The organism is Bradyrhizobium sp. UFLA06-24 (genome assembly GCF_054967145.1).
This window is the reverse complement of record NZ_JADFUE010000013.1, coordinates 115,285-129,658: the sequence shown is the minus strand read 5'-3', so window position 1 is coordinate 129,658 and position 14,374 is coordinate 115,285. Positions and strand designations below refer to the sequence as shown.

The 14,374-nt window shown below is 64.0% G+C and carries 13 protein-coding genes; all 13 read right to left on the bottom strand.

The features are described from left to right. Positions 1-3: 3 nt before the first annotated feature. On the bottom strand, positions 4-939 hold the full coding sequence (locus IF809_RS13815; RefSeq protein ID WP_128969394.1) for a carbohydrate kinase family protein: 936 nt from the start codon (positions 937-939) through the stop codon (positions 4-6). Between the two features lie 18 nt (positions 940-957). Beyond that, entirely contained in the window at positions 958-2,604 is a 1,647-nt protein-coding gene (locus IF809_RS13810; protein WP_128967192.1) for an FGGY-family carbohydrate kinase, read from the bottom strand. A gap of 39 nt (positions 2,605-2,643) precedes the next feature. Further along, complete coding sequence (locus tag IF809_RS13805) at positions 2,644-3,417, bottom strand: SDR family NAD(P)-dependent oxidoreductase (protein WP_128967193.1); 774 nt, start codon at positions 3,415-3,417, stop codon at positions 2,644-2,646. A 20-nt stretch (positions 3,418-3,437) separates the two neighbouring features. After that, a complete protein-coding gene (locus IF809_RS13800; protein ID WP_128967194.1) occupies positions 3,438-4,445 on the bottom strand; it encodes an ABC transporter ATP-binding protein in 1,008 nt (335 codons plus the stop codon). A gap of 15 nt (positions 4,446-4,460) precedes the next feature. Continuing rightward, positions 4,461-5,291 carry a carbohydrate ABC transporter permease gene (locus IF809_RS13795; protein WP_128967195.1) on the bottom strand — a complete coding sequence of 277 codons (831 nt, stop codon included), beginning with the start codon at positions 5,289-5,291 and terminating at the stop codon, positions 4,461-4,463. 4 nt (positions 5,292-5,295) lie between these two features. Continuing rightward, the gene (locus tag IF809_RS13790) at positions 5,296-6,168 is read right to left on the bottom strand and encodes a carbohydrate ABC transporter permease (RefSeq protein ID WP_462837830.1); all 873 of its coding nucleotides are present in this window, start codon (positions 6,166-6,168) and stop codon (positions 5,296-5,298) included. Positions 6,169-6,255: 87 nt separating this feature from the next. Next, a complete protein-coding gene (locus IF809_RS13785; RefSeq protein WP_128967197.1) occupies positions 6,256-7,566 on the bottom strand; it encodes an ABC transporter substrate-binding protein in 1,311 nt (436 codons plus the stop codon). 282 nt (positions 7,567-7,848) lie between these two features. Beyond that, positions 7,849-8,799: a sugar-binding transcriptional regulator gene (locus tag IF809_RS13780; RefSeq protein ID WP_453979559.1), complete on the bottom strand. Its 951-nt coding sequence runs from the start codon at positions 8,797-8,799 to the stop codon at positions 7,849-7,851. A gap of 6 nt (positions 8,800-8,805) precedes the next feature. Beyond that, the gene (locus IF809_RS13775) at positions 8,806-9,468 is read right to left on the bottom strand and encodes an HAD family hydrolase (RefSeq protein ID WP_462837829.1); all 663 of its coding nucleotides are present in this window, start codon (positions 9,466-9,468) and stop codon (positions 8,806-8,808) included. A gap of 70 nt (positions 9,469-9,538) precedes the next feature. Next, on the bottom strand, positions 9,539-11,458 hold the full coding sequence (locus tag IF809_RS13770) for a nitric oxide reductase activation protein NorD (protein ID WP_462837828.1): 1,920 nt from the start codon (positions 11,456-11,458) through the stop codon (positions 9,539-9,541). A gap of 3 nt (positions 11,459-11,461) precedes the next feature. Next, positions 11,462-12,271, bottom strand: coding sequence for an AAA family ATPase (locus IF809_RS13765; RefSeq protein ID WP_462837827.1), 810 nt, complete (start codon positions 12,269-12,271; stop codon positions 11,462-11,464). A gap of 164 nt (positions 12,272-12,435) precedes the next feature. Next, positions 12,436-13,782, bottom strand: a complete 1,347-nt coding sequence (locus IF809_RS13760; protein ID WP_271614391.1) for a cbb3-type cytochrome c oxidase subunit I — start codon at positions 13,780-13,782, stop codon at positions 12,436-12,438. Positions 13,783-13,821: 39 nt separating this feature from the next. Next, positions 13,822-14,274, bottom strand: coding sequence for a c-type cytochrome (locus IF809_RS13755; RefSeq protein WP_128967203.1), 453 nt, complete (start codon positions 14,272-14,274; stop codon positions 13,822-13,824). Positions 14,275-14,374 lie beyond the last annotated feature (100 nt).

The window sequence follows — 14,374 nt, the reverse complement described above, 5'->3', positions numbered from 1 at the left end:
AGACTACCAGCTCCAGCCGATCTCGTGGCTCCAGGGCGGATCGGCACCCGCGCGGGTGCAGGTCAGGCCGGCACAATTAGCGGCAAAGGACAGCGCGCGGCGGAGCTCCTCAGTACTGATGTCCTTCAGATGCTGCCGGGCAAGACGGCCCTGCTTGTGCAGGGCGAACAGCAGCGCGGCCTGAAAGCTGTCACCGGCGCCGATGGTGTCGGCCACTGTGACCTTCGGCGCCTCGACCGCGATCTGCCCGGCCTTCGCGTGCCAGGCGACGGCGCCATTGTTGCCGCGGGTAATGACGACGAGGCTCGGGCCGTGCCTCAGCAGTGCGTCCGCGCGCTGCTGATACGGCTCCTCGCCGAACAGATAGCCGAAGTCGACGTCCGACATCTTCATAAGATCGGCGTGGCCTGCGAATTCGGCCATGCGCGCGAGATAGGCCGGCTTGTCCTTGACGAGGTTGGGCCGGCAGTTCGGATCGAAGGAGATCGTCGACGACGCCCTCGCCTCCGCAATCAGGGCCCTCGTTTCGGCTGCCCCCTGGTCGTTGACCAGCGTGGTCGAGCCGACATGCACAGCTGCCACGGTATCGAAGGGAATGCTCCCGCGCCGAAAAGTCCAGTTCCGCGTCGCGGTGTCGGCGTCATAAAAGGCGTAATGCGACTCGCCGGCGACGATGCGGACGAAGGCGAGCGTGGTCTGGTGATCGCTGCGGGTGGCGAGATCAAGCGCGACGTTCGACGCAGCGGCGTGATCTGCGATCATGCGTCCGAACAGGTCGGTCGAGATGCCGCCGACGAAAGCGGTCGGCGCGCCGAGCCGCGCAATGCCGATCGCGACGTTGAGGCAGGAGCCGCCGACCGCCGGCATCACGGCTTCGCGGCCGTCGGCGCTCTTCGTCGGCACGAAATCGATCAACGCATCGCCGCAAGAAATCAGCATCTTGTTCAACTTATCCTTCTAACTCTTGGCGATGTCGCGCATCGCCGCGCGGCTGCCCCGATCCACTTCGCGCAACAGCTTGTACACCTCACGTTTCCTGGTGTGAAACGCGGCCATGTCGGGCGTGGTCGGCTCGCTCTTGCGTCCGAGCGCCGACATGTTTGCCATGGTCTCGCCGATCGAGGCATAGGCGCCGCCGGCGACGGCACCTAGCATCGCAGCGCCTAGCAACACGGGCTCTCTGGTTTGTGGCAGCGCGACCGTCAGCCCGGTCGTGTCAGCCATGATCTGCCGCACAAGGGGGCTGCGGCTCGCGCCGCCTCCCATGATCATGATGCCGGCATGCACGCCATGCGCTGCAAAGGCCTCGATCACCTCGGCGAGCCCGTAGGCGAGCCCGCAAAGACCTGCGACGAACAGCCGCTCCATCGAGCCGATGTCGGTGTCGAGATCGAGACCCGCGATCACCGCGCGGGTGTCAGGGTCGGCATAGGGCGAGCGATTGCCAATGAACTCAGGAAGCACGTGGACGTCGCGCGCGAGCAGCGCGGCGCGGCTGGCATCGCCGGCGCGCGCGATGATGCGGCGCTCGAGAAACTCGATGAGATCGACGCCCTCGCTGCGCGCAGCGGCGCCCGCATCGGTGTGGCCCGGATGCGACTTCAGGAGATGGTCGATCGCCGCGCCCGCGGCGGACTGGCCGCCCTCGTTGAGCCAGAAGTTCGGCACCATGCCGGAATAATAAGGTCCCCAGACGCCGGGCACGAAGCATGGCTCCTTCGTCGTCGCCATGATGCAGGCAGAAGTTCCCATGATGTAGGCGAGGCGATCGGTGACATCTGTCGTCCCGCGCGATCCGTCACGGCCGCCGATCGCACCGATGCCGCCGGCGTGGGCGTCGATCAAGGAGGCGCCGACCGGCGTACCGGCGGACAGGCCGAAATCAGCGGCGGCGGCGCGGATGAGACCGGCGCCGAGCCGCGTGCCCGGGGCAACGATTTCGGTGCCGATACGAGCATATTTTTCACTGACGAAATCAGACAGGCCGATGCGCTTGAAAAACGGCGCGCTCCAGCCACCGCCGTCATGGGCGAGATAGTTCCATTTGCAGGTGACGGTGCAGGTCGAGCGCTGCAGCGAGCCGGTGGCGCGCCAGGTCAGATAATCCGCCAGATCGAAGAAATGCCCGGCAGCGTCGAAGTTCGCGCGCAAGTGCCGCTTCAGCCACAACAGCTTCGGCATCTCCATCTCGGGCGAGATCGAACCGCCAACATAGCGCAGTACGTCGTCGGCGGTCTCGTTGATCAGCCGCGCTTCCGCAGTGGCACGATGATCCATCCAGACGATGACGTTGCGCTGTGCTTCGCCGGAGGTGCTGACCGTGAGCGGCTCGCCTTGCCTATCGAGGACAACCAGAGAACAGGTCGCATCGAAGCCGATGCCGGCGACCGTGTCGGGCGCAATCGCCGCTTCCGCTATCGCCGCGCGCACTGATCTGACACAGGCTTGCCAGATGTCCTCGGACGATTGTTCGACGATGTCGCCTGCCTCATGCCAGATCCGGATCGGATGCCTGGCGGTCGCAAGCAGCGTTCCCGCCTCGTCAAACACCCCTGCCCGCGTGCTCGTGGTCCCTACGTCGACGCCGATATACGCTCGCGGCATTGCCACTCCCGGTCACTTCCGTCAATTTTGACGGCAAGTCTACCAGCAAGTGTAGCCGCCATCCACCAGCACGATGCTGCCGGTCATCAGGCTCGCAGCCTCAGAGGCCAGGAACAGGACGACCGAGGCGATTTCCTCGACCTGCCCCATCCGCGCCATCGGAGTTCCACCGATCCAGGCGTCGTACATTTTCGGGTTGCTCTTCACGAAAGCGTTGAGCGGCGTCTCGATATAGGTCGGCGCCACCGCATTGACGCGGATGCCACGCGCGCCCCATTCGGCGGCCAGCGACTTGGTCAGATGATGCACGCCGGCCTTGGAGGCGTTGTAAAAGCACTGCTCCTGCGGCTTGTTGACGATGAAGCCCGACATCGAGCCGACATTGACGATGGCACCGCTACCAGCCTTGAGCATGTGCTTGCCGAACTCGCGGCAGCACCAGAAGGTGCCGTTGAGATTGACGTCGATGACGTTCAGCCAATGCTCGTCGGTCACGGTCTCCGCCGGCGTCTCGCTGCGGGCGATACCAGCGTTGTTGACCAGGATATCGACCTTGCCGTGACGGGCGACCAGATTGTTGGCAACCTCCGCGACGCGCTTGGTATCGGTGACGTCCATGATCGCGGTCTCGATGTCAAAACCCTTCGCCTTCATGCTGGTAGTGGCATCGCCGGCCACCTTGCTGTCGCGGTCGCCGATGATCACCTTTGCGCCGGCCTCCGCCAGAGCTTCGGCGCAGGCCAGCCCAATGCCCTGCCCGCCGCCGGTGACGAAGGCGGTCTTGCCGCTCAGCTTGAATTTTTCCAGGTACATGGTCGTGCTTCCGTTTCTTATCAGTTTCTGATCGCATTGCCGTTCGCGTCGAAGCGGTGAATGCGCGCGGGATCCGGCACCAGCGACACGCGGTCGCCGGCATGCAAGCTCAATTCGCCGATATAGCGTGCAGTCAACATCCCGAGCGGTCCGGCATCGACATAGAGGAAGGTGTCGCTGCCGAGATGCTCGGCCACCGAGATCGTGCCCTGCCAGCCGCCCGAGGCGTCGCGCTCGATCTTCAGGTGCTCTGGCCGAACGCCGATCGTCGCGGCGCCCTGCTGCGCGGCGCTATCGCCCGTCACGAAATTCATCTTGGGCGAACCGATGAAGCCGGCCACGAACAGGTTGTTGGGCCGCTCGTAGAGCTCCAGAGGCGAGCCGTATTGCTCAATCTTGCCCGCGTTGAGCACGACGATCTTGTCGGCCATAGTCATGGCCTCGACCTGATCGTGGGTGACGTAGATCGCGGTGGTGCCGAGCTGCTTCTGGAGCCGGGTCACCTCGATGCGCATCTGCACGCGCAGCGCGGCGTCGAGATTGGAGAGCGGCTCGTCAAACAGGAATGCCTTGGGCTCGCGCACGATGGCCCGCCCGATCGCGACGCGCTGGCGCTGGCCGCCGGAGAGTTCGCGCGGCTTGCGATCGAGATAGGGCGTGAGGTTCAGCGTCGCGGCGGCGGCCTCGACCTTGCGGTTGATCTCGTCCTTGGGCAATCCCGCCATCCTCAGGCCGAAGCCGATATTGCCGCGAACGCTCATATGCGGATAGAGCGCATAGGACTGGAACACCATCGACAGCCCGCGCTTTGCGGGCGACGTGTCGACCACGTTCTTGCCGTCGATCAGGATGGCGCCGCCGGTGACGTCCTCGAGCCCGGCGATCAACCGCAGCAGCGTGGTCTTGCCGCAGCCGGAGGGACCGACGAAGACGACAAAGGAGCCGTTGGCGATGTCGAGATCCGCGCCCTTGATGATGTGCACCGGGCCGAACGATTTCTGCACGCCTTGAAGTGTGATCTGACCCATGATCCCGCAGCCCCTTTACTTCACCGCGCCGAAGGTAAGCCCGCGCACGAGCTGCTTCTGGCTGAACCAACCGAGGACGAGAATGGGCGCGATCGCCAGCGTCGAAGCTGCCGACAGCTTGGCCCAGAACAGCCCTTCCGGGCTCGAATAGGAGGCGATGAACGTGGTGAGCGGCGCTGCGTTCGAGGTCGACAGGTTGAGCGTCCAGAACGCCTCGTTCCAGGCCAGGATCAGATTGAGCAGCAAGGTCGACGCCAGCCCGGGGATCGCCATCGGCGTCAGCACATAGACGAGCTCGCGGCCGATCGTAGCGCCGTCCATGCGCGCGGCTTCGAGGATGTCGCGCGGGATCTCCTTGAAATAGGTGAACAGCATCCAGATTACGATCGGCAAATTGCCGAGGCAGAGGATGAAGACGAGGCCGATACGGGAATCAAGCAGGCCGAAGCTCTTGTAGATCAGGTAGATCGGCACCAGCACGCCGACCGGCGGCATCATCTTGGTCGAGAGCATCCAGAGCAGGATGTCCTTGGTGCGCTTGGTCGGCGAGAACGCCATGGACCAGGCCGCCGGGATCGCGATCAGGAGCGCGATCAACGTCGAACCGCCCGCGATGATGATCGAGTTCATGGCATGGAGGAAATAGTCGCTGCGCTCCTGCACCGTGGCATAGTTCTCAGTGGTCCAGTGGAAGAACAGGAAGGACGGCGGAATGGCGAAAGCCTCGAGCTCGGTCTTGAAGCTCGCCAGCACCATCCATAGGATCGGGAAGAAGATCAGGAAGCCGAAGAACCAGGCCCCGATCGTCGAGATCACCACCCGCTGCGTCGTTGACTTGCGCGCCATGATGTCAGGCTTCCAGGTTGCGGCCGACGATGCGGACGAGGAAGAAAGCCACCACGTTGGCGATGACCACGGCGACGAGGCCGCCCGCCGAGGCGCTGCCGACGTCGAACTGGATCAGCGCCTGCGAATAGATCAGGAACGCGATGTTGGTGGTTTGCAGGCCCGGCCCGCCGCCGGTGGTGACGAAGATCTCGGCGAACACCGTCAGCAGGAAGATCGTCTCAATCAGGATCACCACCGTGATCGGGCGAGCCAGATGCGGCAGCGTAATGTAGATGAAGGTCGAGACCGCGCTCGCTCCATCCATCTCGGCTGCCTCCTTCTGCTCCTCGTCGAGCGATTGCAGTGCGGTGAGCAGGATCAGCGTCGCGAACGGCAGCCATTGCCAGGCCACGATCAGGATCACCGAGAACAGCGGCACGTCGTTGAACCAGTCGACCGGCGTCAGCCCGGCCAGCTTGGCGAGCCAGGCGAACAGGCCGGACACCGGGTGCATCAAGAGGTTCTTCCAGACCAGCGCGCTCACCGTCGGCATCACGAAAAACGGCGCGATCACCATCAGCCGCACGAAGTTGCGCCCTACCACGGGTTGATCCAGCAACAGCGCCAGGGGAATGCCGAGCAGGATCGTCAGCGCCAGCACCGAGCCGACCAGCACCAGCGTGTTCTGCAGCGAGGCAAGGAAAGCTGGGTCTGTCAGGAAATAGCTGAAGTTTTCCAGCCCGACGAACGATTCCGAGCCGGGATCGAGCAGGCTGTAATGCAGCGTCGAGAAGTAGATCGTCAGTACGAGCGGGACGATCATCCAGATGAACAGCAGCCCGACGGCCGGGGTCAGCAGCGACCGCGCAAGGAATTGCGTTTGCCGGGTTGCCATCCTCTCGCTCTCCGCTTGGAGGAAGAAGGCGGCCATCCATCCAGATGAGAGGATGGCCGCAAGTTTGAGCTCAGGGAGAGCTCGGGTTCATTTGATGTAGCCGGCGCGCTTCATCTCGCGCTCCGTGGCGGATTGTGCCGCCGCGAGCGCCGCATCGACCGTCATCGATCCCGCAAGCGCGGCGGAGAATTGCTGCCCAACCTGGGTGCCAATGCCCTGGAACTCGGGGATGGCGGCATATTGCACGCCGACATAAGGCACCGGCTTCACCGTCGGCTTGTTCGGATCGGCGGCATCGATCGAGGCGAGAGTCATCTTGGCGAAGGGCGCGGCCTTCAGGTACTCAGGATTCGTGTAGAGCGACGTGCGTGTGCCCGGCGGCACGTTGGACCACCCCTCCTTCGAAGCGACAAGCTTGGTGTAGTCCTTGCTGGTCGCCCAGGCGATGAACTTCTCGGCCGCTTCGGTCTTCTTCGAGCCGGCGGGGATCGCGAGATTCCAGGCCCACAGCCAGTTGGCGTTCTTGCCGAGCCCGGTGTTCGGCGCAAGCGCAAAGCCGACCTTGTCGGCGACCTTGGAATCCTTCGGGTTGGTGACGAAGGACGCCGCGACTGTCGCATCGATCCACATCGCGCATTTGCCGGCATTGAACAGGGCGAGGTTCTCGTTGAAGCCGTTCGAGCTCGCGCCCGGAGGGCCGGCCTCCTTCATCAAATTGACGTAGGTCGTGAGCGTCGTCTTCCATTCCGGCGTGTTGAACTGCGGCTCCCACTTCTCGTCGAACCACCGTGCGCCGTAGGAATTGGACATGGCGGTGAGGAACGCCATGTTCTCGCCCCAGCCGGCCTTGCCGCGCAGGCAGATGCCGTAGACGCCGCCGTTCTTGTCGGTCAGCTTCTTGGCAGCGTCGACAACGAAATCCCAGGTGGGCTTTTCCGGCATCTTCAAGCCAGCCTTATCGAACAGGTCGGTGCGGTACATCACCATCGAGCTCTCGCCGTAGAACGGCGCGGCGTACAGCTTGCCGTCGACGGAGACGGCATCCCTGATCTTCGGCAGGAGGTCGGCGACGTCATAGTCGGCGCCGAGATTGGCGAGCGGCACCAGCCAGCCCTTCTTGGCCCAAATCGGCACTTCATAGGTGCCGATGGTCAGCACGTCGAACTGGCCGCCCTTGGTGGCGATGTCGGTGGTGACGCGCTGGCGCAGCACGTTCTCCTCCAGCGTAACCCATTTCACGGAAATGTCCGGGTTCGCCTTGGTGAATTCGCCGGTCAGCCCCTGCATGCGGATCATGTCGCCGTTGTTGACGGTCGCGATCGTCAGGGTCGTTTCGGCCATCGCGGGGACGGCAAGCAGTACGGACGCGCCGCAGACGGCGCCCAGAACGTGTTTCACGGTGACCTCCCTAGCTCGCGCTTTTGAGCATATGCCCACGCGTTGGGCGTATGTTCGACCGGGCCACGCCAGAAGTCAAGCAGGCGCGCGGACGTTTCGGCAACTTATGAGTGCTGCGATGCGGGAGTGACGAGAGGTGCCCGTCAGGAGAAGTCGTCATGCCCGGGCTTGTCCCGGGCATCCACGTTCTTCGCGCCGCTGGAGAGACGTGGATGGGGTCAAGCCCGGCCACGACGATGGAGAAGCGGGCCAAACGCCACGTCTCGGCAGCACGAACTTGCCCTACCGCTCCAGGATCGCCCTTGCGGTGGCCTCGTCGGTGATCAGGCCGTTGATCAGCCGCCCGTTCAGTGCCGCCGCGATCGCCGGCACCTTGGCCGGGCCGATTGCGGCGCCGATGGTCGTGGTCTTCGCCGGCACCTCGGGCGGAATGCTGGTGAGGCGCTTGTTGGCGCCGCCCTTGAGCAGGCGACCCTTGGAATCATAGGCCCAGCCGGTGATCTCGCCGATGGCGCCCTGGCGCATCATCTCGAACAGTTCATCGCGCGTGACGAAGCCGTCGACATGGATCTGCGCTTTCTGGTCCATCTGTCCGATGCCGACGAGGCGCAGATCGGCCTTGGCCGCCACGGCCTTGACCTTGGCGATCGGCTCGATCCGTACCATCTTGTTGCGCTCGTCCTCCGACGACATCAAAAACGGCAGCGGCATCGGATAGTGCCGTGCGCCGGTGCGATCGGCGAGCCGGCCCACGGTGTCGTAAAAGCTCGCCGAGCCGTCGGCAGAAATGTTACCGACCAGCGAGACGATCTGATGGTTGGGGCGATCGATCGGCGTGACGCGCTCGACCGCGGCGCGCACCGCCCGCCCAGTGCCGAGCGCGACGATCACAGGCGTTTCCGAGCGCAGCGTCGCATCGAGCAGATTGGCGCAACGCTCGGCGATGCCGGCGGTGGCCTGCGGGGCCGCAGGATCTGTAGGCACCACCTCGCAATGGCGGAGATCAAACCTCTCTCTCAGCTGCGCCGCCAGTTCCATGCAGGCGGCGATCGGGTGCTCGAGCCGGAAAGTGATGAGACGCTCCGCAAGGCACAGCGACACCAGCCGCTGCGCTGAGGCGCGCGACACCTGGAGCATCTTGGCGATCTCGTCCTGGGTGTGGCCGGCAATAAAATAGAGCCAGCCGGCGCGGGCGGCATCGTCGAGCCTCGATTTTTCGTTCTCGACGGCCATGCCGGCTCACGCCTCCCAGAAATCGCTCATCCGCGCGAAGACCCGATCGGCTCCGGCGGCGGACAATATAGCGCGGCCGTCGCGGCTGAGATAATGGCCTCCGCCGACAAATCCCCAGACCATCATCCCTGCTGCCTTGGCAGCCTGCACGCCGCTGGCGCTGTCCTCGATTACCAGCGTGCGCGACGGTTGCACGCCCATCTTCTCAGCCGCGTAGAGAAAGAGATCCGGCGCCGGCTTGCCGTACTGGACCATCTGCGCGGTGTAGAGCCGGTCGCCGAAATGCGAGGCAAGGCCGGTGACGTCGAGCGAGAGCAAGACACGGTCGAGGTCGCTCGACGATGCCACGCAGAATGGCATGGTTAACTCCGATACCACGGCAGCAACATCGGGAATTGGCCTGAGCGAGCTTGCGAACGTCGTCTGTACGCGGGCCTTCAGGCGCGGCAGAAAGCCGTCCGGCACGATCTGGCCGAGATCGCGGTAATGCTGCTCGATCGCCTTGGTGCTGCGTCCGAGGAACAGCTGAAGCGCCTGCTCCAGGCTCAGCGAGATGCCGAATTCCGTCAGCACTTCGGACAGGCAGCGACAACTGAGCAGCTCGCTGTCGACGAGCACACCGTCGCAATCGAAGATGATCAGATCGGGTTTTGGCCGGCTCAGGTCCATCCCGCCATTCGATCATATACCCAAATGCTGGGCAATAGCCCACTAAAGAACACGACACCGCAGCCGCCGTTCAATGGGCCACCTGCCGATAGATCGACGGCAGCGCGGCCGGCAGCCGCTTGATGTTGCCGACGATGGCGTAGCCGCCGCGGCCAAACAGCGTCGGGAAGTAGGATTGCGCGGTGGCATCGACCGTCACGCCGAATGCGGCAATTCCGAGCCGGCGCGCTTCCTGCACCGATTTGCGGGTGTCCTCGAGCGCAAAGCGCCCCTCGTAATGATCGACGTCATTCGGCTTGCCGTCGGTGAGGACGAGCAGCAGCTTCTTGCGCTGCGGCTGACGGGCGAGCTCGGCCGCGGCATGGCGCACCGCGGCACCGATCCGGGTGTAATAGCCGGGCTTCAGCGCGCCGATACGGCGCTCCACCGTCCCGCTCATCGGCTCGCCGAACGCCTTGACGGTCTCGAGCCGCACCCAGGAGCGCCGGCGCGAAGTGAAGGTCAGGATGCTGTGGTGATCCCCGCAAGCCGAAAGCCCGTGAGCAAGCACGAGCAGCGCCTCCTTCTCGACGTCGAGCACGCGATAGCCGTCCACCCAGGCATCAGTCGAGAGCGAGACATCGACAAGCAGCATGACGGCAAGATCATGGCCTTGCGGCCGCATCGCCATGTGGATGCGATCCATCCCGCCATTGCTGCTGCCGGCTCGCAGGTCGCATCGCGCGCGCACGAGTGCGTCGAGATCGAGATCATGTCCGTCGGCCTGGGCGCGCATCAATTCATGACGCGGCCGCAGCACCTCGAAGCGACGGCGCACATGGCGGATGTGTCGGCGCACGGCATCGTCGGGCACCCAGCTCTCCCCCTGCTCGGAGGCCGCTCGCACGAGCACGCGGCAATGATCGGGTAGATAGGATCCGCTGCGATAATCCCATTCGGGATAGGTCAGATCCGCGTTCAATCGCGAGGCATCGAGCGCTTCCGGCGGCAGGTCGAGATCAAATTTGAAGCGGCTCGCCGGCTTGCCGCTGCGGCGGCTGAGCGTGATCTCCTCGAGATCATCTGCGGCCTTCTGCGCGTCCTCGTCGTCGCTGTCGTCGTCGGGGCGGTCGACATTGACCATCTCCGCCATGGCCAGGATCTTTTCGAAGCGGTTGAGCACGAAAGGATCGCGGTGGCTGGCGCCGTCCTCGCGTTCGCGCACGGCAAAGCGCTTGCGATCGTCCTGGGCCGCAACGTCCGAATCCGCCGCACACTCATCGTCTCTGGAATGAACGGGCGAGAGTTCGCGCGTCCAGCAATCGCCCCAGAGCGGACATGGCAGGATCGAACAATAGCCCGGCGGCGCCTTCTCCGGTAGCGGGCTGGTTCCCATCATCGCCGGCCACAGCGGCCCTGCGGGTGCCTTCCCAGCTCCGAGCAGGGCCAGGACGATCTGCTCGACCTCCTGCTCGACGCGCGGCAAGGGACGTTTCGGTCTGGCCTCGGCGGTCGCCGCGGCCAGCTGCGCATAATCAGCGACGAGCCCGGGAAATTGCGTGAGTACCCAGACCGCCGTCTCGCTCGCCCGGCGCAGCACCAGAAGATCCCGCCGCAGCGGATCGTGCTCCACGATCGCCTCGACCGGCGCGGCGGCAAACCATGCCGCGAGCCAGCGATAGAGCGCCGCATTGAGCGCGCGGTTTGGGAAGATCGCGATGCGATCGGGCAGAAAGATGGTTGCGGCGTCGCGGCCCGGCTGTTCAAGTCGCTCGTCCCCGAGGCCGATGCGCTGCCGCCAACCCAGCCGGTGGCCCGACCTGCGTGCGCCTGCGCTCGCGATCTGTACGCCCGTCTCGCCACCGAGCGCCCGGAACATCACCGCAATCCGCCCCTTCACATCGGTGAGCGAAACTGCATGATCATCGTGGACCGGATAGCTCGCGGTGCCACCGACCATCCGATGCCAGGCTCGGCCGACGGTTTCCTCCAGTTCGAGGAAGTCGAACATGGGTCACCCGATCACGGCGCGGGCGACATCCAGCAGCGCCGCCTTGACGTCGGCGTCATCGGTCAATGGCTCGATCATGCCGGCAAGCACCGCGTCGGCGAGCGGCGTGCCCGCGGCGATCAGGGTCGCGCAATAGACGACGAGACGGGTCGAGACCCCCTCCTCCAGATCGTGGCCCTTGAGCGCACGCAGCCGGCCGGCCAACATTACCAAGGGCCGCACGCGATCCAGCGGCAATCCGCTCTCGGCCGACACCACCGCAATCTCCTGCTCGGCCGGCAGAAAGCCGAACTCGACGGCGACGAAGCGCTGCCGCGTCGATGGCTTCAGCGCCTTGAGCAGGGTCTGGTAGCCGGGATTGTAGGAGACGACGAGCATGAAGCTCTTGGGTGCGGCGAGCTCCTCGCCGGTGCGCTCCAGCGGCAGGATGCGCCGGTCGTCGGTCAGCGGATGCAGCACAACCGTGACGTCCTTGCGCGCTTCGACGACTTCGTCGAGATAGCAGATGCCGCCCTCGCGCACCGCGCGCGTCAGCGGGCCGTCGGTCCACACCGTGTCACCGCCCCGCAAGAGATAGCGGCCAGTGAGATCGGCGGCGGTGAGATCGTCATGGCAGGCGACGGTGTGGAGCGGCAAGCCGAGCCGCGCCGCCATATGCGCGACGAAGCGCGTCTTGCCGCAGCCGGTCGGACCCTTCAGCAGCACCGGAAGCTGATTCCGCCAGGCATGCTCGAACAGCGCGCATTCGTTGCCGCTTGCGACATAGGCCGGGAGCGCGGGTGCCGAGGTCACGGTGTGGAGGGCGGGTTTCATGATGTCTCTCCAGACTTTCTAAAGCGCGATGAGATTTGAATGAATCGTCATCGCGCTTTGGCTTGTTGTTTGAGCATGATCTTTTCGGAAAACCGCTGCGCACTTTTCCGGATCATGCCCTAGGAAACAGGCGGCCGCGGCGAACAGCGGCCGCCATTTCTCGTTTACTCAGCCGGCTGCAGCGCAGCCGGAATGATCGCCTGCTTCTCGCGGCCGGGCACCAGGACCGCCCAGACGAACATCAGCGCCGAGATGACGACGAACACACCGGAGCCGAGCCGAACCCAGTAGAACATCGCGAGCTGATCCTGCACGTCCATGTAGCTCTGGCCGAGCACGCGCTGCAGATGGACCTGGACCACGCCGGCGAAGGTCAGCGCGAAGGTCATCACCATCATGGCCGTGCACATGATCCAGAAGCTCGTCATGGACAGCCACTGGTTATACGGCGCGCGTCCCTTGATCTGCGGGATCGCGTAGGCCATGACCGACAGATTCAGCATCACATAGGCGCCGAAGAAGGCGAGATGCCCGTGCGCGGCGGTCACCTGTGTGCCATGCGTGTAGTAGTTCACCGACGACAGCGTGTGCAGGAAGCCCCAGACGCCGGCTCCCAGGAACGCCATCACCGAACAGCCGACCGACCATAGCAGCGCAGCACGGTTCGGATGCTTGCGGCCGGCCTTCCAGGTCATCTGCACGGTGAAGATCACCATGGTGAAGAACGGCGCGACCTCGAGCGTGGAGAACAGCGAGCCGATCCACTGCCAGTAGCCGGGGGCGCCGATCCAGTAGAAGTGGTGGCCGGTGCCGAGGATGCCGGAGAACAGCGCAAGGCCGATGATGACATAGAGCCACTTCTCCACGACCTCGCGATCGATGCCATTCAGCTTGATCATCAGATAGGCGAGCACGGAGGCCATGATCAGCTCCCAGACCCCTTCGACCCAGAGATGGACGACGTACCACCAGTACATCTTGTCGACCGCCAAATTCGCCGGGTTGTAGAACGCGAACAGGAAGAAGATCGCAACGCCCCACAGGCCGAACAGCAGGATGTTGGTGACCGTGGTCTTACGTCCCTTCAATGCCGTCATGGTCACGTTGAACAGGAACATCAGGCAGACGACGACGATGCCGACCTTGATCGGGAACGGCTGCTCGAGGAATTCGCGACCCTCGTGGAAGTGGAAGAGATAGCCGACCACGGCTACGCCCGCGGCGCCGAAAAACATCCAGAACTGGATTTTCGCGAGCAGCGGGCTGTACAGCTCTGTCTCGGTCTCCTCCGGCAGCAGATAGTAAGTCGCGCCCATGAAGCCGATCAGCGACCACACGATCAGCGCGTTGGTATGGATCATCCTGACGATGTTGAACGGCAGCAGCACCGACAACGTGTTGGGCAGGACGTAGATGGTCCCGGCGAGCAGGCCGAACAGCACCTGGGCCATGAACAAGGTCAGCGCGCCGTAGAAATACAGCATCGCGACTTTCTGGGTCTGATATTTCATCTCGGGTTCTCTCTGTCTTGAAAGAAGAAAGCAGCGCACTCAGCCGGCCTGGTTCGGCGGCCAGTTCTGACGCTTGATTGTCGAGGTCCATTGCAGGAAGTCGGCGAGATCGTTGAGCTCCTGGTCGGTGAGGTTGAACTGCGGCATCTGCCGCCGACCCGGCGCGCCCGAGGGCTGCGACTGCATCCAGGCCTTCAGCGTCTCGCGTGCAGCGGCCGGATCCTCCTTGCCGCCCCAACGATCCCAGACGTTGCCGACTTCCGGAGCAAAATAAGCGCCCTCACCCAGCAGCGTGTGACAATTGATGCAGGAATTGCGTTCCCAGACATGCTTGCCGCGCGCGACCGAGGCGGTCAGCGTCGCCGCGTCCGTGGAGGTCGTGGCCATGTAGTAATGGCTATGCGCGGTCAGTCCGATGAAGATGGCGAAGAAGAAGGCCGAGCCGCCGTAGAAGATGTTTCGAGCGGCCGACTTGGTCAGGCGTTCAGCCATTGCCGATCCTTTCCGTTTGAGACTTGAAGAAATGCGGTCGTGTGATTTGTTGCCGATCGGCGCGGGTCGCTCTTTGTCGAAGCGCAAGGATAGCGGCGAT

Coding starts and splice junctions, on each gene's coding strand:
- IF809_RS13815 (WP_128969394.1), bottom strand. CDS start 939: ATGCTGATTTCTTGCGGCGATGCGTTGATCGATTTCGTGCCGACGAAG.
- IF809_RS13810 (WP_128967192.1), bottom strand. CDS start 2,604: ATGCCGCGAGCGTATATCGGCGTCGACGTAGGGACCACGAGCACGCGG.
- IF809_RS13805 (WP_128967193.1), bottom strand. CDS start 3,417: ATGTACCTGGAAAAATTCAAGCTGAGCGGCAAGACCGCCTTCGTCACC.
- IF809_RS13800 (WP_128967194.1), bottom strand. CDS start 4,445: ATGGGTCAGATCACACTTCAAGGCGTGCAGAAATCGTTCGGCCCGGTG.
- IF809_RS13795 (WP_128967195.1), bottom strand. CDS start 5,291: ATGGCGCGCAAGTCAACGACGCAGCGGGTGGTGATCTCGACGATCGGG.
- IF809_RS13790 (WP_462837830.1), bottom strand. CDS start 6,168: ATGGCAACCCGGCAAACGCAATTCCTTGCGCGGTCGCTGCTGACCCCG.
- IF809_RS13780 (WP_453979559.1), bottom strand. CDS start 8,799: ATGGCCGTCGAGAACGAAAAATCGAGGCTCGACGATGCCGCCCGCGCC.
- IF809_RS13775 (WP_462837829.1), bottom strand. CDS start 9,468: ATGGACCTGAGCCGGCCAAAACCCGATCTGATCATCTTCGATTGCGAC.
- IF809_RS13770 (WP_462837828.1), bottom strand. CDS start 11,458: ATGTTCGACTTCCTCGAACTGGAGGAAACCGTCGGCCGAGCCTGGCAT.
- IF809_RS13765 (WP_462837827.1), bottom strand. CDS start 12,271: ATGAAACCCGCCCTCCACACCGTGACCTCGGCACCCGCGCTCCCGGCC.
- IF809_RS13760 (WP_271614391.1), bottom strand. CDS start 13,782: ATGAAATATCAGACCCAGAAAGTCGCGATGCTGTATTTCTACGGCGCG.
- IF809_RS13755 (WP_128967203.1), bottom strand. CDS start 14,274: ATGGCTGAACGCCTGACCAAGTCGGCCGCTCGAAACATCTTCTACGGC.